27 protein-coding genes are annotated in these 23,040 nt (G+C 38.4%); 4 read left to right on the top strand and 23 right to left on the bottom strand.

Going from position 1 to position 23,040, the window contains the following annotated elements:
- Window positions 1–12 precede the first annotated feature (12 nt).
- The 7 genes from ACJG85_RS11905 to rsfS all read right to left on the bottom strand — a co-directional run bounded on the left by ACJG85_RS11905 (window position 13) and on the right by rsfS (window position 5,568).
- Window positions 13–789, bottom strand: coding sequence for a superoxide dismutase (locus ACJG85_RS11905; protein ID WP_412476498.1), 777 nt, complete (start codon window positions 787–789; stop codon window positions 13–15).
- Between the two features lie 3 nt (window positions 790–792).
- A complete protein-coding gene (locus ACJG85_RS11900) occupies window positions 793–1,068 on the bottom strand; it encodes an acyl-CoA-binding protein (protein WP_409678701.1) in 276 nt (91 codons plus the stop codon).
- A 10-nt stretch (window positions 1,069–1,078) separates the two neighbouring features.
- Window positions 1,079–1,729 (bottom strand): phosphatidylserine decarboxylase family protein, encoded by a 651-nt coding sequence (locus ACJG85_RS11895; RefSeq protein WP_409678703.1) that lies wholly within the window; start codon window positions 1,727–1,729, stop codon window positions 1,079–1,081.
- Window positions 1,719–2,522 carry a phosphatidate cytidylyltransferase gene (locus ACJG85_RS11890; RefSeq protein ID WP_412476497.1) on the bottom strand — a complete coding sequence of 268 codons (804 nt, stop codon included), beginning with the start codon at window positions 2,520–2,522 and terminating at the stop codon, window positions 1,719–1,721. The genes ACJG85_RS11895 and ACJG85_RS11890 overlap by 11 nt, the downstream gene beginning before the upstream one ends.
- Window position 2,523: 1 nt before the next feature.
- The gene (locus ACJG85_RS11885) at window positions 2,524–3,129 is read right to left on the bottom strand and encodes an LUD domain-containing protein (RefSeq protein WP_409678709.1); all 606 of its coding nucleotides are present in this window, start codon (window positions 3,127–3,129) and stop codon (window positions 2,524–2,526) included.
- A 114-nt stretch (window positions 3,130–3,243) separates the two neighbouring features.
- The gene (ftsH, locus tag ACJG85_RS11880; RefSeq protein ID WP_409678711.1) at window positions 3,244–5,178 is read right to left on the bottom strand and encodes an ATP-dependent zinc metalloprotease FtsH; all 1,935 of its coding nucleotides are present in this window, start codon (window positions 5,176–5,178) and stop codon (window positions 3,244–3,246) included.
- An 18-nt stretch (window positions 5,179–5,196) separates the two neighbouring features.
- Window positions 5,197–5,568 carry a ribosome silencing factor gene (gene rsfS / locus ACJG85_RS11875; protein WP_409678714.1) on the bottom strand — a complete coding sequence of 124 codons (372 nt, stop codon included), beginning with the start codon at window positions 5,566–5,568 and terminating at the stop codon, window positions 5,197–5,199.
- 92 nt (window positions 5,569–5,660) lie between these two features.
- Here rsfS and ACJG85_RS11870 point away from each other — a divergent pair, with 92 nt between their 5' ends.
- Entirely contained in the window at window positions 5,661–6,389 is a 729-nt protein-coding gene (locus ACJG85_RS11870; RefSeq protein WP_409678717.1) for a biotin--[acetyl-CoA-carboxylase] ligase, read from the top strand.
- Window positions 6,390–6,394: 5 nt separating this feature from the next.
- Here the strand turns inward: ACJG85_RS11870 and ACJG85_RS11865 are convergent, their stop codons facing one another.
- The 9 genes from ACJG85_RS11865 to ACJG85_RS11825 form a co-directional block, all read right to left on the bottom strand.
- Entirely contained in the window at window positions 6,395–6,757 is a 363-nt protein-coding gene (locus tag ACJG85_RS11865; protein ID WP_409678720.1) for a glyoxalase, read from the bottom strand.
- A 169-nt stretch (window positions 6,758–6,926) separates the two neighbouring features.
- Window positions 6,927–7,154 carry a hypothetical protein gene (locus tag ACJG85_RS11860; RefSeq protein WP_409678723.1) on the bottom strand — a complete coding sequence of 76 codons (228 nt, stop codon included), beginning with the start codon at window positions 7,152–7,154 and terminating at the stop codon, window positions 6,927–6,929.
- Window positions 7,155–7,195: 41 nt separating this feature from the next.
- Complete coding sequence (locus tag ACJG85_RS11855; protein ID WP_409678726.1) at window positions 7,196–7,762, bottom strand: hypothetical protein; 567 nt, start codon at window positions 7,760–7,762, stop codon at window positions 7,196–7,198.
- A 317-nt stretch (window positions 7,763–8,079) separates the two neighbouring features.
- Window positions 8,080–8,694: a response regulator gene (locus ACJG85_RS11850; RefSeq protein WP_412476496.1), complete on the bottom strand. Its 615-nt coding sequence runs from the start codon at window positions 8,692–8,694 to the stop codon at window positions 8,080–8,082.
- Window positions 8,691–10,478 carry an ATP-binding protein gene (locus ACJG85_RS11845; protein ID WP_412476495.1) on the bottom strand — a complete coding sequence of 596 codons (1,788 nt, stop codon included), beginning with the start codon at window positions 10,476–10,478 and terminating at the stop codon, window positions 8,691–8,693. Before ACJG85_RS11845 ends, ACJG85_RS11850 begins: the two co-directional genes overlap by 4 nt.
- 4 nt (window positions 10,479–10,482) lie before the next feature.
- Window positions 10,483–10,932: a hypothetical protein gene (locus ACJG85_RS11840; RefSeq protein ID WP_412476494.1), complete on the bottom strand. Its 450-nt coding sequence runs from the start codon at window positions 10,930–10,932 to the stop codon at window positions 10,483–10,485.
- A gap of 107 nt (window positions 10,933–11,039) precedes the next feature.
- Window positions 11,040–12,206 (bottom strand): DUF1501 domain-containing protein, encoded by a 1,167-nt coding sequence (locus ACJG85_RS11835; protein WP_412476493.1) that lies wholly within the window; start codon window positions 12,204–12,206, stop codon window positions 11,040–11,042.
- A gap of 2 nt (window positions 12,207–12,208) precedes the next feature.
- Window positions 12,209–13,594 carry a DUF1800 domain-containing protein gene (locus ACJG85_RS11830; RefSeq protein ID WP_412476492.1) on the bottom strand — a complete coding sequence of 462 codons (1,386 nt, stop codon included), beginning with the start codon at window positions 13,592–13,594 and terminating at the stop codon, window positions 12,209–12,211.
- Between the two features lies 1 nt (window position 13,595).
- Window positions 13,596–14,411 carry a hypothetical protein gene (locus ACJG85_RS11825; protein ID WP_409678744.1) on the bottom strand — a complete coding sequence of 272 codons (816 nt, stop codon included), beginning with the start codon at window positions 14,409–14,411 and terminating at the stop codon, window positions 13,596–13,598.
- A 141-nt stretch (window positions 14,412–14,552) separates the two neighbouring features.
- Between ACJG85_RS11825 and ACJG85_RS11820 the strand changes: the two genes are divergently transcribed.
- Window positions 14,553–16,040, top strand: a complete 1,488-nt coding sequence (locus ACJG85_RS11820; protein WP_409678747.1) for an aminotransferase class V-fold PLP-dependent enzyme — start codon at window positions 14,553–14,555, stop codon at window positions 16,038–16,040.
- A gap of 31 nt (window positions 16,041–16,071) precedes the next feature.
- Here ACJG85_RS11820 and ACJG85_RS11815 read toward each other — a convergent pair whose 3' ends face one another.
- Window positions 16,072–16,944, bottom strand: coding sequence for a lysophospholipid acyltransferase family protein (locus ACJG85_RS11815; protein WP_412476491.1), 873 nt, complete (start codon window positions 16,942–16,944; stop codon window positions 16,072–16,074).
- Window positions 16,945–17,068: 124 nt separating this feature from the next.
- Here ACJG85_RS11815 and ACJG85_RS11810 point away from each other — a divergent pair, with 124 nt between their 5' ends.
- Both ACJG85_RS11810 and ACJG85_RS11805 read left to right on the top strand, forming a co-directional pair.
- A complete protein-coding gene (locus ACJG85_RS11810) occupies window positions 17,069–17,698 on the top strand; it encodes a rhomboid family intramembrane serine protease (protein WP_409678753.1) in 630 nt (209 codons plus the stop codon).
- A gap of 50 nt (window positions 17,699–17,748) precedes the next feature.
- On the top strand, window positions 17,749–18,447 hold the full coding sequence (locus tag ACJG85_RS11805) for an SIMPL domain-containing protein (protein ID WP_409678755.1): 699 nt from the start codon (window positions 17,749–17,751) through the stop codon (window positions 18,445–18,447).
- 68 nt (window positions 18,448–18,515) lie between these two features.
- Here the strand turns inward: ACJG85_RS11805 and ACJG85_RS11800 are convergent, their stop codons facing one another.
- The 6 genes from ACJG85_RS11800 to ACJG85_RS11775 all read right to left on the bottom strand — a co-directional run bounded on the left by ACJG85_RS11800 (window position 18,516) and on the right by ACJG85_RS11775 (window position 23,025).
- Window positions 18,516–19,040: a hypothetical protein gene (locus tag ACJG85_RS11800; protein ID WP_412476490.1), complete on the bottom strand. Its 525-nt coding sequence runs from the start codon at window positions 19,038–19,040 to the stop codon at window positions 18,516–18,518.
- A gap of 216 nt (window positions 19,041–19,256) precedes the next feature.
- The gene (locus tag ACJG85_RS11795; protein WP_412476489.1) at window positions 19,257–19,586 is read right to left on the bottom strand and encodes a hypothetical protein; all 330 of its coding nucleotides are present in this window, start codon (window positions 19,584–19,586) and stop codon (window positions 19,257–19,259) included.
- An 11-nt stretch (window positions 19,587–19,597) separates the two neighbouring features.
- Complete coding sequence (locus ACJG85_RS11790) at window positions 19,598–20,011, bottom strand: hypothetical protein (protein WP_412464293.1); 414 nt, start codon at window positions 20,009–20,011, stop codon at window positions 19,598–19,600.
- A gap of 25 nt (window positions 20,012–20,036) precedes the next feature.
- Window positions 20,037–20,819, bottom strand: coding sequence for a T9SS type A sorting domain-containing protein (locus ACJG85_RS11785; protein WP_412476488.1), 783 nt, complete (start codon window positions 20,817–20,819; stop codon window positions 20,037–20,039).
- Window positions 20,820–20,825: 6 nt separating this feature from the next.
- A complete protein-coding gene (locus ACJG85_RS11780; RefSeq protein WP_412476487.1) occupies window positions 20,826–21,620 on the bottom strand; it encodes a T9SS type A sorting domain-containing protein in 795 nt (264 codons plus the stop codon).
- A 28-nt stretch (window positions 21,621–21,648) separates the two neighbouring features.
- Window positions 21,649–23,025: a hypothetical protein gene (locus ACJG85_RS11775; RefSeq protein WP_412476486.1), complete on the bottom strand. Its 1,377-nt coding sequence runs from the start codon at window positions 23,023–23,025 to the stop codon at window positions 21,649–21,651.
- Window positions 23,026–23,040: the final 15 nt, after the last annotated feature.

Below are 23,040 nucleotides of genomic sequence, written 5' to 3'. Positions count from 1 at the left end.
TTAGGGATTTTTTTATTTGACAATATTGGCTTCCAAATACCTATCGGAAACTTTTTTCCAATTGATGACTTTGAAGAAAGCTTCTATGTATTTTTTTCGTTTGTATTGATAATCCAAATAGTAAGCGTGTTCCCAAACATCCAAGCATAAAATTGGGGTGCCTTTAACCGGTTGGTTTGGCATCAAAGGATTGTCCTGATTAGGTGTAGCTGTTACCGATAGCTTACCGGCTTTATCTACCACTAACCAAGCCCAACCGGAACCGAATTGTTTTTCAGCAGCATCGGCAAATTGGTTTTTAAATACTTCAAAAGAACCGAAATCTCTTGTGATAACAGTGGCTAAAGTATCTTTAGGTTCACCGCCGCTTTTGGGGGCCATGCCTTCAAAAAACAGGGTATGATTGTAATAACCACCGGCATTGTTACGCAAATCGGCGTTATTCATGTCTAATTTTTTCAGGATGTCTTCAATAGCTAAATCCACCATGTTGGAATCGGATGCTACTAATTTATTTAAATTATTGGTGTAAGTAAGATAATGTTTGGAATAATGCACTTCCATAGTCAGTATGTCAATGCTTGGCATTAGTGCATTGTATTCGTAAGGTAATTTGGCCAACGCAAATTGACCGCTTTCTGCGCTTACATCATCCGGATGACCAATGGTTACTTTTTCTTCCGCTGATGGCAACGGCACTTCAACTACTTCGGTGAGTTTTTTTCTTTGACAAGAAGGCAATAAGAAAGCTAATGAAATACCTAAAACAACAACAAATATCTTTTTCATATTTTACTTATTTTCATTTACTATGGCATGTATGGCTTTGATGTATTCTTCTTTGGCTTCATCAACAGAGAGGTGACTGATTTGCATCCAAGCATTGGTTTTGAAGGCATTTCGCAAATCGAAGGAGGCAGAGTTATTATATTCAATCGTGCCGAAAGTGGCTTGCTTGTAAAAAGCGTACAAACGCAACTGCACATCTTGCGGCAGAGAAGATTGTGTCATTTGAGAAGCAATTTCTACGGCTTCTCGGAATCGAGCATCTAAGTCTTTTTCCGACATGGCGCTTCTTTTATTTTGAAACAATTACAGTTTGGTTACCAACAGCTTTCTGTTGTAATGCAACTTCTACCGGAGTACCCAAAGGCAAAAAGATATCTACACGAGAACCAAATTTGATGAATCCCGCATCATCACCTTGAGTCACTACTTGACCTTCTTCGGCATAATTAACAATACGTCTGGCTAAGGCACCTGCAATTTGACGGTATAAAATTTCTCCGAACATTTCGGTTTCTATTACAACAGTTGTTCTTTCGTTTTCTGTACTGGCTTTAGGATGCCAAGCCACCAAGTATTTTCCCGGATGGTATTTGCTGAACTTGATTTTTCCTGAAGCGGCATAACGGGTTACGTGTACATTGATGGGCGACATGAAAATAGATACTTGTAAGCGTTTGTCTTTGAAGTATTCTTCTTCAAATACTTCTTCAATCACTACAACTTTACCATCAACAGGAGCTAAAATGGTATTTTTATTAGCGGTTATTTTTCGATTCGGATTTCTAAAGAACTGTAAAACCATTATAAAGAAGAATAAAGCCAACAATTGAACAGCCATTTTCAGCCAGGATAATGAGATGAATTTATCAGACAACAGCAAAACTGCAATAAAGCTGACCAATGCAATGAAAATGATTTTATAACCTTCTTTATGAAACATAATAGATAATTTGGTAAAATAAATAAACAAAAGGTGCTACAAATATAATACTATCCAAGCGATCTAGAAAACCACCATGACCGGGCATAATGTTGCCACTGTCTTTTACACCCGCCAATCTTTTAAACTTAGATTCAATCAAATCGCCAAGGGTTCCGAATGTGGTGACCAATAACGCAATGATTACCCAACGAATAACCGATTCGTTCAGGTAAAATTGAGCCAATAGAATTCCGGCTATCATGGCAAAAATTAACCCACCGGTAAAACCCTCAATGGTTTTCTTGGGTGAAATTCTTTCGAATAATTTATTTTTCCCCATGGTAATACCCACCAAATAAGCAAACGTATCATTGGTCCAAATCAAGATTAAAATGCCAATAATAATTTCCGGATGATATAAGTTTGAGACAAAAGGAATTTTAGTAAAAATGATGATTGGAATAATCAAATAACCAATCAAAAATACATATTTGGCCTGTGTATCTAAAAAGCGGTTTTTCTTTTCAAATAAAAACAATAACGAACGTATTGAAACGAGGAGTGAGGCTATGAGCAACAATATTTCATTGGTTTTTACAGAATTGTCCAAATTGAATAGGATGTATCCAATTGTAGCGAATAGTAAGGGTAATATGGGTTTGAGGCCAACCAATTTGCAGAATTCACCAACAGAGAACAATAATAACAATCCAAATAGCAACAAAAAGCTGTAGGGAGAATAGAGTGTAGCACCAACCAGCAACAGTACGTATACTGCACCGGATAAAGCTCTTGTTACGGTAGTTGTCATCTTATAAATCTTCTAAAAGCAAGAGGTACAAATTCTTGGCAGTGCTTCCGTATTGCAGGAAGTCTTCGTCTTTAGCTTTTTCGAAATATTTGATGGTAGTGATGTTGGTTGGGTAATCTTTATCGTATTTCTTTTTAATCACTCTCAAACCGTCGCTTTTAGATTCTAAAATCTGACTGGTAGTGGCTAAAATGATGATGTTGATAGGTAAGTCGTTGGGCTTATTTTGTTTGATTTGGTTAGAAGAAAATAATACAGAACCTTCATCGGCTATAAGATTTTCACAACTGGCAAATAAAAATTTCGGATTAGTAGGTTTGTCGTAGCTCAGTTTGTTTTCGTCTAACATACTGAACAATTTCGGCTCATAGCAAAGGGCTTCACATTCAAACCAATCATTTTCTTCAAGTATGTTCAAGAATTGGTCTTTGACTTCATTTAAGTTTTCACAATACAAAAACTTGCCACCGTTTTTCTTGAAATTATAGGTAAACTTTTCATCTACAGGCAGTAGAGAAAAGCTCGAAGGAGCATTGTTGAATTCGCTTTGACTTTCTTCGTCAGAGGCATCGTTTCCTGTGCCAAAAATTTTTCTGAAAAGACTCATGCTGATTGTTTATAATCGGGTTTGGTATTTGAAATCCCTCAAAGATAAAAAAATCTTAATTCAAAAGTATGTTTTGAATTAAGATTTTAAAAAAATGTTAAAAAACAATCAGGCTTATTCGCTTACGGTTTCAGCTACAGTTTCTTCTGTTGAATTACCGAAAGGGCGTTTGCCGAAAATCGTTTCCAAATCGTCCTTAAAGATGACTTCTTTTTCGATTAGAATATTGGCTAATTGCTCTAATTTTTCCTTGTTGTCCTGAAGAATTTTGATTGCACGTTGGTATTCTTTTTCAATCAAGGCTGAAATTTCCTGATCAATAACCAAGGCCGTTTCTTCAGAGTATGGTTTGGAGAAATTGTATTCACTTTGACCCGTAGAGTCGTAGTAAGTAATATTGCCTAATTTATCATTTAAGCCGTAAATGGTTACCATAGCACGAGCTTGTTTGGTTACTTTTTCCAAATCACTCAAGGCACCGGTTGAAATTTTGTCAAACATTACTTTTTCTGCAGCTCGTCCGCCCATGGTAGCACACATTTCGTCTAACATCTGCTCAGGTCTCACTATCAATCGCTCCTCGGGTAAATACCATGCGGCACCTAAACTTTGTCCTCGAGGAACAATAGTTACTTTTACCAATGGTGCAGCGTGTTCTAACATCCAGCTTACAGTGGCATGACCGGCTTCGTGCACGGCAATGGCGCGTTTTTCTTCCGGTGTAACGATTTTATTTTTCTTTTCTAAACCACCAACAATTCGGTCTACGGCGTCTAAGAAATCTTGTTTGTCAACGGCAGATTTATTATTTCTGGCAGCAATTAAAGCAGCTTCGTTACAAACATTCGCGATGTCAGCACCCGAAAATCCGGGGGTTTGTTTGGCTAGGAAATCAATGTCTAAACCGTCTACTTTTTTTAATGGTTTTAAGTGTACTTCAAAAATTTCTTTACGCTCTCTAACGTCCGGAAGGTCAACATAAATTTGACGGTCGAAACGTCCGGCACGCATCAAGGCTTTATCCAAAACATCAGCTCTGTTGGTTGCAGCTAGTACAATAACGTGTGTGTTGGTACCGAAACCATCCATTTCGGTCAGTAATTGATTCAAAGTATTTTCTCTTTCGTCGTTAGAGCCTGAAAAGTTGTTTTTGCCTCTTGCTCTACCTACGGCATCAATTTCGTCGATGAAGATGATTGCCGGGGCTTTATCTTTGGCTTGTTTGAATAAATCTCTCACACGAGAAGCACCAACACCCACAAACATTTCCACAAAATCGGAACCCGAAAGTGAGAAGAAAGGAACTTTGGCTTCACCGGCTACCGCTTTTGCCAATAAGGTTTTACCGGTTCCCGGAGGACCAACCAATAAAGCACCTTTAGGGATTTTACCTCCTAAAGTGGTGTATTTTTCAGGATTTTTCAGGAATTCAACAATTTCTTGGATTTCCTCTTTGGCTCCTTCCAATCCGGCAACGTCTTTGAAAGTGGTTTTCAAATCGGTTTTTTCATCAAACAACTTTGCTCTCGATTTTCCGATATTGAAAATTTGTCCACCGCCACCGCCGGCTCCGCCACCCGACATCCTTCTCATAATCAATACCCAAAGGCCAATGATTATGATGATTGGTAGTAAACTGATGAAAATTTCAGACCAATTGCTCTTCGGTTTGAAGTCGAAGTCTTTTAGTTTACCTTCGAGTTTGGCTTTTTCTATCTTGTTTTGAAAAACTTCATCGTTTCCGATATCAAAAGAGTAGTGAGGTCCTTTATTAGGATTGCCCAACATGTCTTTGGCTAACTTGCTGTGTGTCTTGTCTTTTAAGGCAGCAGCTGTTAAGTAAGCTTCTCCTTCGGTTTTGTTATAAATTACAACTTTTTCAATTTGTCCCTTGTCAAGGTACTCATTGAATTTGGAGGATGAAATTTTGGCGGTTTCCTGAAAACCGGAACCGCCTATGTAATTTAATCCGAAAAAAATAATGATTAGTCCGGCATATATCCACCAAGGACTTATTCTAAAATTATTGGGTTTCTTTTCCGTAGCCATATAATATCAGCGCGATTTTTAATAGTTAGTTGGGATTGATGTGATTTGGGCATCTCCCCAAAGTCCCTCAATGTTGTAGAACTCTCGAATTTGTTTTTGGAATACATGTACCACGACATCAACATAGTCCATTAAAACCCATTCTCCGTTGTCCGTGCCTTCCACGTGCCAAGGTTTGTCTTTTAATTCTTTTGAAACTAATTTTTGGATGGAGTTAACAATTGCGTTAACTTGGGTGTTAGAAGTACCGTTACAAATTACAAAATAATCACATACAGCGGTATCTATTTCTCTCAAATCGAGTATGTCAATGTCATTTCCTTTTACTTCTTCAATTCCTTTGATGATACTGGCTAATAGTACATCTGTGTTTACTGCTTTTTTAGTCATCTAGTATTTGTATGTATTTGGCAAAGGTATTACTTTTTGTGCTTATTTTTGCTTAACAAAACTTTAAAAAATTCACTTTACTTTTTTGTATTATGCCTATAATCAAACTCGATGCCATAGATTCCACTAACGATTATTTAAAGCAGTTAGCTAAAGAAAATTGGTTAGAGAATTTTACGGCTGTGATGGCCTTTGAGCAAACCAAAGGTAAAGGGCAAATGGGTTCCGAGTGGATAAGTGAACCGGGTAAAAACCTCACTATTAGTGTTTTGGTTAAAGATGTGCCGCTGGAGATGATTTCAATTTATGATTTTAATGTGGCTGTAGCATTGGCTGCTGTAGGCTTGTTAAATTTAAATAACATCGTTAGAGTAAATGTCAAATGGCCTAACGACATAATGGCAGATAATAAAAAAGTTGGTGGCATATTAATTGAAAACACCTTTAAGTCAGATGGAACCTTTACAGCAGTAGTAGGTTTCGGATTGAACCTTAATCAAACCGATTTTGAACACCTTCCTCAAGCCAATTCATTAACCAATATTACCCATCAAATTTATGATTTGGAAGAGATGGCAGAAGGTTTTGTAAAGTCATTAAAACTGCATTTAATTCTTTTTCCTGAGCATGTTGACGAGGCTTGGCTGCGGTATAATGACATTTTGTTTAAAAAAGGGAAACCCGCAGCTTTTGAATTAAGCAACGGACATCGATTTATGGGGATTATTCAAACGGTAACCCGTGAAGGCAAGTTGGCCCTTTTATTGAACGATGATAGTATAGCTTATTACGATTTAAAAGAAGTGAAATTATTGTATTGAAGACTTCATTTTCTGAATTCACCAAAGTGCCACAAGATTCCGGAAGGATCGTGAACAAAACACTCTTTTCCCCAGTCTAATTCTTTAATGCCTTCAACTCTGACAGCCGCATATTTTTCAGTTAATTTTAAATCGACCAAGTTGTTGTAAAACTCTTTTGCGTTTTCAACTTCAACAAAAACCATGGTGTTGTTTACCCAATCTGCTACATAGGCATCTTGCAGATAAAATCCCAAGTTTCCCATTTTGAAAAGACACAAGTTTTTTGAAAGTTCAATTTTGTCAAAACCCAAATCCATGTAAAATGTTTTGGAAGTATTGTAGTCTTTGGCGCCTATAAAAGGGCGGATGGAAACTAAGTTGTTCATAATCAATTTGGTGTTTAAATGATGGTTTGGCTAAAATACAAAAATCGCATTTCAAAATTCTTTGCAGAACAGGATGAAATACGATTTAAGTACTTTGTCACGCCAAACTTCTTCTTAAAGTCTCAAAATAATCTGAAGTTGGTGCTATAGGTTAGATTACAGGGGAGTATTAACGCATACTGCTTTGTACAAATTGCAACAGCGTTTTGCGGTCTACCGGGGCAGGAAACATTTTAAAACAGCGGTCGACTGCAGCGGCAATTCTTACTCGTGGAAAATCAGGAAATTCTTCTGCGATAATTTGAATGATAAACCTTCTTTCATGTGGCTTTTCAGCATTGATAAATGGTTTTTCATAAATCATCTTGCATTGTTTTTCTACATTGGTCCAACACATAGTTCTGGTTTTTAAATTGTTTATTTCTGGTTCGGTAAAATTTATTTGACATCCAAGGCCCAACTGTAAACGATGTTACAATAACCGCCGGTTTTCTTTCGGTCTATTTCTCCATCGGCAAAAAACTCATCCCCAAAGCGTTCAAACATGGAGATGAATCCCATTTCTCTATCAGGTATTCTTGCTAAAGCTTTTCCAATGTGAGGTAATGACTTTTTGGTGATTTCAAGCCAAGGAATGTTTGTTCCCAAAATGTTCTCTGTCGGCCCCAGGGCATCTATGCCCAATTCTGTTGCTATGTCATGCAATGCGTTGGCGGCATTTCTGATGCCGGATCTGGAATGGCGAACATAGAAATGTACGTTCAGTTCCTTACCGGGAGGCATATTTCTTTTTAGCAATAACAAACCTTCACTTCCGGGACCTTCATCGTCAAAATGAATATTGTTTTCCTGATTGGGTGTAACTTTAATCGGTTCAGCCGGTACAGTGGTTACTACCATTTTATCAGGATCTGTAGGATGCTCAGCTACTACAACAAAATAGATGCGCCAACGTTTCTTTGGACGGTCAATGGTGAGCTGATTAATTTCTAATCTAATTTTCATTATGCTGTATCTTGTAGTATGAAAACCAACATCGCCAACATAACATGATGCTATTTTTTTAAAAGCCAATGTTATTTGAAAAAGTTTTGTTACAAACAGAAATTTTCTGTGACTATGATGATTTAGAATAAAACCTGCCCTTTTTCGAAAGATCAAATACCACTAAAAATTTTTCAATATGTAGGGCAGGCTCTTTTTTATTAACTAACCAAAACTTAATTAAATTAGGTTTTTGATTTCATAAAATTCGGAAAAGTAAAGCACAAAAAAAATCCCCATCAATGGGGATTTTTATCGTCGATTTAAATGTAATAATCTTACAAATAGTCATATTTTCGCTCTAAAGCAAACTTTATCAAATCGGTTTTGCCGATAGTTTTGATTTTTTTTGACATGTTTTTTCTGTGGGAATCTACAGTTGATTTTTCGATAAAGAGCGTTTCGGCAATTTCTTGAGAAGATTTTCCTGCTGCTATGAGTTGTAAAATTTCTTTTTCACGCGAACTGAAAAATAATTCATTTTTGGAAATTTCATATTCGTTTTCCGCTTCATTGACAAAATAGGAGTATCCTTGACTAACTGCCCGAATAGCGTCAAGGACGGTTTGAAGTGAGGAATTTTTCATTATGTAGCCCGAGGCGCCGGCTTCTTTCATTTGTGAAATGGCGTCATCATGATCAAACATACTGAAAGCAATCACTTTGGTATTCGGTAATTCTGCCTTTATAGTTTTTGTAGCTACAATACCGTCACATTTGGGCATTCTGATATCGGTTATAATCACTTTGGGTTTAAGCCTTCTGGCACTTTCAATTAATGAAAAACCATCGTTAGCATATCCAATGATTTCTATGTCCTTTTCGTTTTTAAGAAAGGACTTCATTCCGTCAATTAATGCTTGGTGATCTTCTGCTATGATTACAGTTATCATAATGGGATGTCTATTAATATGGTTGTACCTTTACCTTCAAAACTGTCTATATTGAAGGTGCCGTTAAGCTGTTCTACTTTTTTGGTAATATTGCTTAAACCCATACCTTCTTTTTTAGTTATGCTCTTCGGATTAAAACCTTTACCATTATCTTCAATAATGATATTGATAGAGTCTTCGTCTTGGGTTAAGCTGATGGTGATTTCGGTTGCTTCAGCATGTTTGATGGCATTGGTTAGTATTTCTTGTATCATTCGGAACAAGTTAACTTCCATTGCGTTTTCAAACCTTTTGGTCATACCAAAGGGAATTACCTGTACTTTGAGTTTTCCGGGAATGGCTATTTTTTTGGCTATATTTTGAACTGCCGGAACCAAGCCTTCGCTGCCAATTACACCGGCATTTTTAGCATGGGCCATACCGCGTACTTTTTGATAGGCTTCTTCGATTAGTTCGTTGGTTTTGTCAAAGAGTTCTTGTCCGTTTTCATTATTGTCTTTTTGCGAATAAAGATTTTGAAAATTGAGTTTCAATGTAGCCAAAATGCTGCCCAAATTATCGTGTAAGTCATTGGCAATTTTGAGCCGTTCTTTTTCTTGACCTTCCAAAATTTTGTCAATTTCTTTTAACTCTTGGTCTTTCAGTACGTTTTCTAATTTTTGACTTTCGATGAGTCGCTCTTGCTCAGCAATTTTTTTCTTTTTATTGATATGACTGATTCGGAAATAAGCGCCTGCCAGGAAGATTAGAAAAATACCAACGAAACTGTAAATAACCAATTGGTTTTTTTCGTCTTTCAGCTTTAATTCTTGGTTTTCGAGTTCTTTTTCTCTGGTTTCGTATTTGGTGTTGATGTCACGGATGATTTTGTTTTCTTCTTGGTCACTTATTTCACTTTCGTATTTTTTTTTCTTATCCAGACATTCCAATGCTTTTTCATAGTTCTTCATTTCTCGGTAAGTTTCAGATAAGAACTGATAGATATTGGCATTAAAAAGAATTCTGTAATTCTCAAATTTTAAAGTAAATGTCTTTTCGTATAAGGGTATGGCTTTTTCGGGTTTTCCTTCCTGTCTGTAAATTCCAGCATAGTTGATATAAACATAAGCAATACCTTCCTCAAAATCGTATTTCTTACATTTCTCTAAAGATAACCCCAGATAATAGCGAGCCATTTTGAAATCCTTCAGATTTACCCGATAAGTAATACCAATTCTTCTATCGTATATTGTTTCATCGATGTAAAATTTGTTTTTTTTTGCAATTCTTTTACCAACTTGAAAAACTCGAATTGCTTCAAGAGGTAATGAGTCCATAAGATTACTGCCAACTTCTAAGTAGGCTGAACTCAATAATTTTGGTTTATTGTTTTTTATTGCATAAGCTATTGCTTCGTCAAGAAGCGATTTGTAATCTTTGTATTTATAATCACTAAATCTTTTTTGTTCTGCAATAGTTATGGATAATTCCATAGCCTTGTCTAAATCATTAGACTTAAGATATAGTGCTCTAGCTTTTACAAAATGTTCTACTGCTCCAACGCCGGAGTTACGAAGATATTGTGTTTTCCCCGAGAGGTGTTCATAAAGCGCTTGGTCTTTTATAGAAAATTCTTTGGTGTAGAGCTTTCTCAATTCGGCCAAACGTGTAGTATATTCTAGTTTGTCAAATTTAGACTCAAACTCTTTTAACGCTCTATTTTGAGCGTATGATACCACTGCATTAAAAATAACTACTGCAACAGTTAAGTATATCTTATTGTATGTTTTTTTTTTTTCAAACATTTATCTATCCAATATATCCATTACCGCTAGATCCTGGAGGTGAACCAGCTTCTAAATACACATAAACTCCTCTCTTGTAGTTTAGAATATACTCATTATCAGCACTATTCTCTTGAGGATTAAAGCCAATGCCATCATGAATATAAACAGTTACGCAATCACCTTGTTGTATGGTTGTAATGTCTTTGTCTCCTTCTTCAAGGTAACTTTTGTCTAAATCAGAAAAAGGAAAATCTTCAATAACTAACGATGAGTCCGGCGGATAGTTGCTGAAATCTTTGGTATTGCCGTCTTTAGTTTGCAAAATTCCCACTATGGCAAAACGCTCTTTATTACAGATGTTGTAAAATGTACTGATGTAAAAGGCATCCGGATTGATGTCGGTGGTTTGAATTTTTAAATTGAATGTTTGAGCCTCACAGTCGAATGATCCTTCTGATTCGTAGACTTTCATGATTTTTGGGTTTTAGTTGAGTCAAAGATGAGAATTTATTTTGTAAAAAAAAATCCCTATTAATAGGGATTTTATGGTTTAATTTCAGGGTAAAACTGCTACAAAAGCTAAAAAAGTCCATTAATTGGTTTAGAAGTTATGCCTATAGATTGGTAATCAAATTCGAGTTTGTGGTTTAATAGTGAAGCATAAACACTTCTGAAATCAATTTGGTATTTCAAATCGCCTTCATCTAAATCAGATAAATCCGGATTACTTCCCAGAACTTTTCCTCGGTTATTTCCGCCAATCACAAATAAAGGCGCAGCTGTTCCGTGATCGGTTCCGTTGCCGTTGTCTTTTACTCTTCTGCCAAATTCCGAAAACACTACTATGGTAACGTTTTGCAGTAAGTTGGCTTGCTTTAAGTCCTTGTAAAAACTATAAACAGCATCGTTTAGTTCTTCCAAATTCCGTTGGTGTATGGCCAATTGGTTATCGTGTGTATCATAACCGTTTTGAGAAGTGTAATACACTTTGGAGTTCAGATTTCCTTTGATGAGTCGGGCTATCCATTCTAAATTTTTACCCAAATTGGTTTTTGGATAGCTCATTTCGGCAGTCGATTTAGTCAAGGCTTGCTGAATTTCTTCAGCACCTTCGGTGACCGAGTAGGCAATTTTTCGAACAAAATCCAATTGCGGATTATCGGAGAGTTTTACCGTGTCGTCTTTGTCGGTTCTGATTTTAAAACGATTCGGATCTTTCACAGTAATAAAGTTTGGTTCTTTTCCTTTCAAGGCCAAGTTGTCAATGGCATCCAAGTTAATACCGGCTGTGGGTTGGTGTTCTTTGCATTGCAAATCCAAGTAGCGACCCAGCCAACCTTCGCTTAAGTATTGGTTTGAGGCCGAAGCCGTTTGCCAAATTTCCTGACTCCGAAAATGCGAACGATTGGGATTAGGATAGCCCACATTTTGCAGTATGGTTAAGTCGCCTTTTTGTTGTATCTCGGCAAAATTTTTCAAAGCAGGATGAAAAGCCATACCGTTGTTTTTACTGATAACCAAGTCTTTGGAAAGTGCAATTTTCGATCTTAATTGGTAATACAAAGGATTGTCATACGGGACAAAAGTATTCAGACCGTCGTTGCCACCATTGAGTTGGATAAAAACCAAACAGGGTTCGCCCATCACCAAATTGGGCTGACTTCCAAAAGCATGGAGAAAATCCGGGAGCAATAATGCACCGCCTGTAAAAGTACCGGTTAGGGTTAAAAAATTCCTTCTGTTCATACTTAAATGATTTGAAATTCGGGTGTTTTGACCATTGCATTGAACAATCGGAGTACAGCATAATCGGCATTTTCAGCCTTTGGGTTAAAATCATATTTCAGTATCGATTCCCATTCTTTTTGCAAATTTTCATCGGTTTTGAAAAGCAAGCTGTTGACCAAATCGGCAATGATGGATTTGTGATTTCCGTTCCTATTCCAGTTGATTTTTACTTTCAATTGCGGCATACTTTCGCCCATCATTTCATTGGTAAACTGTATTCTACGGTTCCAACTTCGACCATCACACAGCAAATCGGCTACGTTGTTTCGCTGTAAATAAATTTGAGAGGTCAACCATTCTTTACCACCATTCCAACCTTTTACATTGGGTTGGTTGAACAAATCCATACCTTGTTGTTTCAAGAAAAAAGCCACTAATTTCGGATTCATTTCCGTGGCGTTCAATTCGTGCATCAGTTGCAGTATGTAAACCAGCGGATCTTTGATTTTACTTCCGGCATTGTCTTTCGGATATTCTTCAGTAAAGATTTTGATTAGCAAAGGTTTGATTTCAAAATCCACTTTTCTGAAATAATCTCCGTAGTAAGTTACCAAAGTCTCGGGCGGATTATCATAAATAAACCACTGAAGAATTTTTCGAGTGAGTAAATAGGGAGCGGCTTGCTGTTCGAAAATAATATCCACCATTTCCTCTGCTTTGAATTTTCCGGTCTTCCCGAAATAGGTTATGGTGTCATTGTTTTCCAGCAATTTTCGATAAACCGCTTGGTTTTCACCAAGATTTAACCCTGCCAAGCCTTTAGCGCCGTTTTTAATATCTTCTTCTGTATAATTTCCAATGCCTAACGTGAAAAGTTCTAACAATTCGCGACTCAAATTTTCATTGATTTTGTCTCGCCGGTTGTCTACATTGTCTAAGTACCGCACCATGGCATTGGTTTGCAGGATTTGTTTGGTAAGGGTTTTGAAATTTCCGAAAGCCTGTTCCCGCAAAAGCTGGTTGTGCTGGAAAATCCAATGGTTGACTTTTACTTTTTGATAAGTCGATACAAAATGATTGTGCCAAAAGCAGGTCATTTTTTCACGCAACGGATAGTCTTCTGACTGCATTTTTGTGATCCACCAAGATTTCATTTCAAATGAAACTTGGAGCTCCTTTTTGAGCATTTCTTTGGCATCTTCCGAAGCACTGTTTTGCAACGCTTGTCTTTTGGCTCTTAATTCCTGAATGGTTTTTGGACTGTTCTCCAAAAAGTCGGGCACACTTTTGTTAAATTTTGACGCAAAGGATTTTTCGAGAAACTTTTCTAATCCCATTGCTGCGATGAGCGGACTTTGTTTTCCCGAAAAACCCAAACGAATCGACCAAAGGTTGTGCTTGTCCATTTTATCTTCTGCCTCTAACCGGAGTTCTTCTTGTTTTAACCACTTTTACAGAGCCTCTTCTGTTTTTGTGTACCACAGTAGTTCCTCTTCGATTGTGTACCACTAATGTAGAAGAATGTCTTCTTGGTGCATAAGCTCTGCGTGCCACAACTACACGGCGGGAAGCTACCGGACGATAGTAAACACGATGCGGTGCACAATGGGCATAAAAAACGGGATGTGCTATCGGTCGCCAAGGTCTCCACCAACGAGGATAATAGCCCCAGCGATAAGGTGAAACCCAAACTACATAACGAGGTCCGTATAAAAAGCGTACACTTGGCCAAAGCCATACATTAACCGTAACCACTTGAACATCGGTTTCAAAAGTATTGGGTCCGCCTTTAGCACTTTTTAAAGTTTCTTTTTCTTCTGTAGGTTCTATAATGGTATTTTCAGGATACAAATCGGTATCGCCCTCAATTTGCAACAGCGCTTGATTTTCTCCTGTTTTTTCAATGCCGATAGTGGCAATGTCTTGTTTTTCTTTTTCATTCAGATAGGTACTCAATACAATTATATGTGAATCACCTTCTTTAATATCTTCAACTACTATGTAATCAATATCGTCATCATTGTTGAGGTCAAGATTGTTTACATTATTATTTTCCTCATTTAGTAGTTTTTCAAATTCTTCTAATGAATTGGCTTTTTTAAACATGGCCAAAGCGCCTTCCAAACTAAAATCGTCACCGGTATTTACCGGACGATTGTCAACCTGACTAAATGCTGTGGCCATTCCCAAGACAACCAACAGCAGTGATAATTGTTTTTTCATATCTAAAAAAAATTTTATTGTAAGACCATATCCCAAAGTTAAGGTTTAAATTGGGTTTGATTTTTATGAATTTGTCAACAAAATGCATTTTATTATCCTAAAAATAAAAATAATGTATCTTTGAGCACAAATAGTTGCATTATGATTACTACCACTTCCCAAACGGCATTAGAGCAGTATTTTCTACAATTTCGAAAAAATATCATCGGAATAGATCAAACCTTTGAGTCGCCTTTCGGTGAAAAGAAAATCATTTACACCGATTGGACCGCCAGCGGAAGACTGTACCAACCTATTGAAGAAAAACTGATGCATTCGTTTGGTCCTTTTGTGGCTAATACTCACACGGAAACTACCATTTCGGGAACTGCTATGACCATGGCGTATCACGAAGCGCGTCACATTATTAAAAAGCATGTGAATGCTAATGAAAATGATGTATTGATTAATGATGGCACCGGAATGACTGGCGTAGTAAACAAGTTTCAAAGAATACTTGGTTTGCGCATTCCGGAAAATCTAAAAACTTTTGCCACTATACCGGATGAAGTGAAGCCAATTGTTTTTATTTCTCACATGGAACACCATTCCAATCAAACTTCTTGGCTCGAGACCATAGCGGATGTGGTTGTTATTCCGGCCAATGAAGACGGATTGTTGTGCATGAGTGCGTTTAAAACTTTATTGGAAAAATACAAAGACAGAAGTTTCAAAATAGCCTCAATCACATCTTGTTCTAACGTAACGGGCATTCGTACACCTTATCACGAAGTGGCCAAATTAATGCACCAAAATAACGGTGTTTGTTTTGTAGATTTTGCTTGTTCCGGACCGTATGTTGACATCAATATGCATCCCGATGAGGAAAGCTATTTGGATGCTATTTTCTTTTCTCCTCATAAGTTTTTAGGAGGTCCGGGAACTTCGGGAGTGTTGATTTTTAATAAAAACCTATATAAAAATAATGTGCCCGATTGTCCCGGTGGCGGAACGGTATCGTGGACAAATCCTTGGGGTGAACACAAGTATATCGACAATATTGAAGATAGAGAAGATGGTGGAACTCCGGGTTTTTTACAAGTAATCAAAACGGCTTTAGCCATTCAGTTGAAAGAGCAAATGGGCGTAAAAAACATCTTGGAAAGAGAGCATGAATTGGTGGATTATGTTTTTTCGGAGTTGGGTAATATCAGCAATTTACATATACTGGCAGGACAACACCGGGATAGGTTGGGTGTGATTTCGTTTTACATAGATGACTTGCATTACAACTTAGGGGTGAAACTGTTAAACGATCGCTTTGGTATTCAAACAAGAGGAGGTTGCAGTTGTGCCGGTACATACGGACACTATTTGTTGCATGTAGATCAAGAAACTTCACACGATTTGGTATGTCAAATTACTTCGGGCGATTTGATTAAAAAACCGGGATGGATTAGAATGTCTATTCATCCAACAACTACTTCAGAGGAAATTCAGTTTGTTTGCGACAGCATTAAAGCCTTGGCCGAAAACCATGAGGAATGGGGAAGAGCCTACCAATACAATTCAAAAACCAATGAGTTTACGCATCAAGATGACCAACATACCGAGAAAGCAATGGTAAAATCTTGGTTTAAAACACAATAAGATTAAGGTGATTTATGCTTGTTTACGGAAACTATTTCTTTTTGTGTTTCCAACGTTTGTGTGTCCACAAGTAATACTCCGGCGCCTCTAAAATTTGCTTTTCTACACGGCGCAAAAACTCGTCTGAAATTTGGTAATTCGGTACAGTTGACGGTTCGTCGAACATGGTTTCGAACGTTGCTTGGTAATAGCCGCGTTTGATCTTTTTTACCTTCAGGAAAATAACATTCATATCGAATCTTTTTACCAGCATCTCAGCCCCGGTATGCACTGGTGTTTCAATGCCCATAAAAGTACCCCAATGGTGTGTTTTGCTTAGTTGTGGTGATTGGTCGCTGGCAAATCCGTAAAGCCCTAAGTGCTTGTCACGGTAGTTTTTTTCGATGGTTGGTATGGTTTCACTGGTAGTGATTAGTACTGCTTTAAACTTTAATCGAATGTCTTTGACCAATTTATCAAAGTGTTTGTTGGCGATTTTTTTATAAATAGCGTAGCTTGTTAATGAGCTGTACTTGTTCAAAGAAATGGCCCATTCATAACTGGCATAATGTGCCATCATTACGGCTATGCTTTTGCCCTCTTTTTCCATATGGGTTAAAGTTTCCAAATTGGTAAAAGTGAATCGCTTGTCCATTTCTTTCTCGGATAGCGACATGGTTTTAATCATTTCCAAAAACATATCACACAAATGATGGTATGATTTTTTTTCTATCAGTAATCGCTCTTTGTCACTGAGCTGTGGTAATGCAATAGCCAAATTGTGGCGCACTATTTTTTTTCGATAGCCGATAATATGGTAAACCAATACATAAACAATATCAGAAATTAGATAAAGAATGCGAAATGGTAAAATGGAGATGAACCAGATAAAAGGATATAATAGAAAAAAGACTAATAGTTGCATGCAGCTTATTTTGTGCAAATATAAAGTTAAATGCGATTTTATCCGACCCATATTAACAAAACCTACAGAAGTATTGCTAATTTTACGCGTCAGACTTTTAAACCAACAGTAAAAGAATCTATTTATGGGCGACCTATTTTTATGGGCTTTAATCATAGCCAATGTACTTGTTAGCTTCAAAGGGTTTAACGATGCACTTTTTTATCGAAAATACCTTTTTCATGTGGGAAGTATTAGAGCCGGTGAGCAAGTTCGAATGATTAGTTCCGGATTTTTACATGCCGATGAAATACATTTGGCTTTTAACATGATTACGCTCTACTCTTTTGCGCCAATTGTGATTACCTTTTTAGGTGGTTGGTCTTTTCTGCTGATTTATTTCGGGAGTTTGATTTTCGGGAATTTATTAACCATGGTCATCCACGGCAATAATTACAGTTACAGTGCTGTTGGTGCTTCGGGAGCGGTTACCGGTATAATTTACGCGGCCATCTTATTGTTTCCTCAAATGCAGATTTACGGTTTCATCCCGGGCTATGTTTTTGGAGTATTGTATTTGTTGTATTCTATTTACGGTATGCGCGCCAAAAACGATAATATAGGACACACAGCGCATTTTGGTGGAGCCATTGGCGGTTACGCTATTACACTTTTAAAAGAACCAATCTTGTTTCAAACTAACACCCAATTGGTTATAGTGCTGGCCATTCCCATTATCATTCTTTTTGTGATGGCCAAGCAAGGAAAGCTATAATTGGCACAACTTTTGGAAACGGAAATTCATAATTTTAAATCAATCATATCATGAAAAAAACAGCAGTAATTTTGGCTTTGTTGGTGATGGGTATCACCCAAGCTCAGGTGCAAGAACAAAAAGCGGTAGTACCACAAATTTCAGTTACCGGTGAAGGTAAAATTAAAGTGGTTCCTGATCAGGCAGTGGTTACTGTAGGTTTTCAAAACACCGGTAAAGATGCCAAAGAAGTGAAAACACTTAACGATGAAGTAGTAGATAAAGTAATTAAGTTTTTAAAGAAAAGCGGTATCCCTACTACCGATTACAAAACCAATAATGTTAGTTTGGGCAAAAACTATGATTACGAGAAAAAGAAATACAATTTTCAAGCTAATCAAACGCTAACCATCACATTAAAAGAACTTTCTAAATACGATGAAATCATGATGGGCTTGAATGATGCCGGTATCAATAACATACAAGGAGTAGAGTTCAAATCCTCTAAAATGGAAGAACACGAAAGAGAAGCTCGCAAAAAAGCCATGTTGAATGCCAAACAAAAAGCTGCTGATTATGTTAGTGTTTTAGGGCAGAAAGTAGGGAAAGCACTTTTAATTACAGATGCGTCTAATGTTTACTTCCCCCAACCTATGTATAAAGGTAATATGATGGCTATGGCCACCGAAGCGGATACGGTTAGAGAAACATTAGCCATAGGTGAAATTGAAATCAATACCACAGTTAATGTGACTTTTGCTTTAGAATAATCTAAATAAACCATAAAATAAAAATCCCGTTTAGTTTTGCTAAACGGGATTTTTTATGTTTAAAATATTTATTTCGGTAATGGAGCTCCAACGGCAACACTGCATACATGTCCGGGTTGTCCGTGCGGTGGATTCATACCCGGCGCAGTAGTTGTTTGCGCTGCGTTAGGCGTTAAAATTGCAGGGGCAGCACTATTGGGTTGTGCTGTCATATTAGGGGTTACTTGTTGCACCACAGCACTACCGGCTCCTGTTGCCGGTTTGGTTTGCTTTGGTGAATTTAATGGAGCGCCAACAGCAATATCACAACGGTGTCCGGGTTGTCCGTGAGGAGGATTCATCCCCGGTTTTGTAGCTACAGGTGTTTGTGTCATAGTTACAGCCTGATTGCTCGGAGTTACCGGTTGTTGACTTTGTACAGGTGCGTTTTGTATGATAGGTTGCGTGCTTTGAGCCGGTATTGGTTGTACTCTCGGCATAATTATTTCTTTCGGTTTAGCATCGGTGGTTGTAGTGCTTTCTTCTTCTTTTTTACAAGAAACGGCCAGTAAAGCGAAGCTCATTACTGTACTTAAAACAATTTTTGATTTCATAACGCGTTTTTTAGAAAATCAAAGATACTTTTTTTGATGGGATTGACAACAAAAAATGCAATTTGAGAATTGACTAAAATCGTTAAAGTTTAAAAATGTCTCCTGAGGTATTTTGTATCCGTAATTTTTTTTAAGATCATAAGCATGTATCAATGGATTATTTAAGTATAAATTCCATTCGTTTTGAAGGATGTAAAAAAAACTCGGATTCTGAACTTACTTCCAAAATTTGTTTTTTATATGATTTGGTTGATGGATGATTGTTAGGTTTAGCATAAAGGCGAGTTTTAATTCGACAGAGTTTAAGTAAAACTCATTGTGCTCTACTAACAGATAAACAGCATTTACGTTCACCAATTCTTGAATGTTCCTCCTAAGGGCTTCATTCCTGCTAAGTTCAGAATTGATCATGTTATTAATCGGGTTGATAATTGTAGTGTTATACCCACCCAGCTGTATCTCTGCTTTTTCAAATTTTAGAATATCATTCTTAGAGATAATTGGTGGGATACTGCCCAGAATGTAAATTTTATAAGATTCACTCATGAATTTTTGGCTTAAGATTGACGGAATAGTTTCTTGTATTGGTGAAATTTTTTAATAAATTCTTCTGCGTCAGCTTTTTTTGTCTTATCAATCTTCATGAAAGAAACCTTAACTACTTCAAAAGTTAATTGCAGATAATAATCCTGCTGCTTCAGTAATATGGTTACGCAAAGCAGCACGAGTCCTATGATTGAAAGAATGCTGGAAAAATGCAGTATAAGTCCATATATAAGTAGGGATGCAGCAATGAACCCAAAGATTTTATTTAAGAAAAGGTTTCGCTCTATCTTCACTTCAATAAAAACCACCTCGTTTAGCGGTATTTCCTTTTGATCCATTCCATATATTGAAAAATGGCGATCCTTTATAACTCCGATACTATTACGGAAAAGGTCAAAGTCAGTTGTGTCTTTTTTTACGGTCATTTGATTTTTTAAATATTCTATTACCCTAATTAGTTTTTATAAAAGGTTTTGTGGTATCAGCACCTTCATAACTGATCATCATAAAATACAGGCCACTGGTAAGCCGGGAAGCCGTTATTTTTTCACCAAATACCGATGCTCCTTCCCGCAATACCCTTCCGCAACTATCTATTAGTCGGTAGCGGTATATCGCACCCGGTACATTCGGATTGTCAACAAATAAATCCCCCGAGGTTGGATTAGGATATAAAGCAGCTTTCGATAAAATAGTATCCGTACACACGTTTAAAAGCCCTGCACCGGCTGTTATAGGGGTGTTTGGCGTGCTTTCATAAGCATAATCTTTATAGGTAACCAAGTAAGTAGTGCCAAGCGGCCCCGTACCAGCAGCGGTAACATATACTCGAGCCCAACCATAATAAACGCTTCCGGCTATGTTGATTTTAAAACCAAGGTATTTGTCTGCATTCAGCGGAAAGGTAGTAGGGTGGCTGTTCCCGGTAACGGTGCAGTCGCCAAAACCAAACCAATTTCCCGTAGCGCCAATAGAGAACCCAAAATCCAGAGCCGCCGCTGCATCCCACTGACCACTCGAAACACCATACACATTGGAAGGCAGCGAATAGGTAAGGTAGGTTCCCTGGCCGGAAAGGAAATTATTTGAAATGGTAATTTCATAGCTCCCGTCTGTGTTAAAATCAAGCCCTGAAGGGATTCCATCGGGAATATCCGTGTAGATTATGGCCGCACGGCTAAAAGAGGTAATCAGTAAAACGGCAACGAGTATTGCCTTGCAAAGTTTGTTCATGATGCATTATTTTTTTATAATCCTGTGCGTATGCACTACGCCATTTGTTTCTATTTGTATCAAATAACTCCCGCCAGCGATGTCCCCAACGGAAATCGGGTCGCCATAACAGGCCATTCCTTCGGTAACCTTTTTTCCGGTAAGATCCAGTATTTGGTACCGGAAAGGGGTGTTCTGATTGCCGTCAACACTAACAGTGATTTCACTCAATGCCGGGTTGGGAGACAAGATGAGGTTCCCTTTAACGTTTTCAGCCACATTAAGAGCTCCTTGTCCTGCCGTAAGCCCTCCGGCATTGGTGGTGTATGCATATTCCTTAATCGTCAGGGTTTTGTTTACGAGTGTCACCAATACCCATCCATAATAGGTAGTACCCGAAATAACTGCTTTAAAAGCCAGATACCGATTACCCAGTCCCTGGAAATTTCCATTGAAGGAATCCCCTATAGTTGGATCCCAGTTAGAGGTCCAGGTTGAGGAAGCATTAATAGGAGTCCCATACACCAGCGGGCTGTGGTAATTACCCGAAATTGTAATAAACTGCCTGTTCGGGTCGGAAACCGGTGTTGAGCAGAAATGGACAAACCAACTTTCATTTCCAAAGACTTCCATATCATCCCAGCGGAAATAAAATTCTCTTGTTCCATCGTTGTTGAGGTCGATAGGCATTAGGTTATCGGCAATTTCGGTTACAGGATCCATAGTAGTGCTAAAATCAGGGCTAATATCCTGATAGGTGATTTGCGCCTCAGCTAAGCAAAAGCATAGTAGCGCGACAGAAAATAGTAGTTTTTGTTTCATACAGCAAAGGATAAAGGTTAGTTTTATATCATTCGATCAGTTCAACGGTAAGGCTTTCCGCACCTTGCACATAGGTTGTGTTGTTGTCTGTTACTGTTGGCCTTATTGAGATTTTTTGATAAGCGTTAAGGGTTACCACAGTTGTTTTTTCTACCGAAACGATGCTGTTGTTGGCCACACGGATAGCACAATAGCTTCCCGGAATGGCTGTTGCATAATCCTTATAGAGCTGAAAACCGGCATCTACTGGTGAGCCACCTGATTTTGACAGCGTAACACTATATGTAACCCGGTAGGTGCCGGCTTTTTGCACAGTAATCCCATCGGCATCATTGGTGGCATTTTTTGCCGTTAAGGCGGTGCCCAGCGCAATGTTATTCGACTGGTTCATCGTTTGTCCGGTGCCGTTATAATACTGTGCCGCATATGCTTTATTCGAATTTGGATTTTGCCAGGAAGCTTTCCCGTTGGCATCACTTACCAGGATGTAGCCATTGGCCTGCGTGCCGTCGGTCAGTTTGAAGCTGCCGTTTACGTGTAGTCGTTCATCCGGCGTATTGGTACCGATACCCACTTTATTAGAGGCATTAGTGGCACTTCCTAATACAATTGAATTGGCCTGTGTGGCGGTTGCCTGAAATCCTATAGCGGTTGCACTTTGGCCCGAGGCGGAAGCTTCCGTACCCAAAGCCGTTGCTTGGTAAGCCGATGCACCGGCACCATAACCCACCGCGGTGGCGTTGTTTTGGGAGGCCGATGCGTTCATACCCAAAGCCATAGACTGATACGCTGATGCGGATGCATTATAGCCCGCCGCCAAGGTATTGTTTGCCGAAGCATTCGCACCATATCCCAAAGCCGTGGCACGATAGGCTCCGGCGATGCTCGAAGGCCCTATAGCTACCGCTTCCACATTGGCTGTTGCGGTGGCTCCGGTTCCGATGGCTAAGCTATTCGAATCATGGGCTGCCGCATTCATCCCTAATGTGATGCCGCCGTTGGGATGTATTTTTCCTGCCAGCGTATTGTTGACTTTGATGTTCAGCGGATTGAAATTGGTAGTCCCCAGAAAATTGCCTGATGCCGCAATATTGCCATTCAATGCCCAGGCAGTTCCGCCTGAAGCAGCAGCCAGCAATGGTTTCCAGCTTCCTTCCCAGTAATAAAAACCGGTGAGTACATCGTTGTGTGCTGCCGTATTGTACACCAGCAGTCCGGTAGCCGGAGCGGCTATCGTGGTCACATCGGTGGTTGATTGTAAAGCTACCCTCGGTATCAACAGTCCTTTAGAAGTGCTTTGTACTTCGAGTAGGGCAGAGGTATCGGGGGTAGTGGTGCCTATGCCTACCTGTGCCCTAAGGCTAATGGATAACAAAAGGAACAATACTGTGAGTTTGGTTTTCATGTGCTTGTAGTTTGG

It is taken from the genome of Flavobacterium mekongense (assembly GCF_047038255.1).
Classification (GTDB): domain Bacteria; phylum Bacteroidota; class Bacteroidia; order Flavobacteriales; family Flavobacteriaceae; genus Flavobacterium; species Flavobacterium mekongense.
Note: the sequence above shows the minus strand (reverse complement) of the source record. Positions and strands in the feature narration are given on the sequence as shown.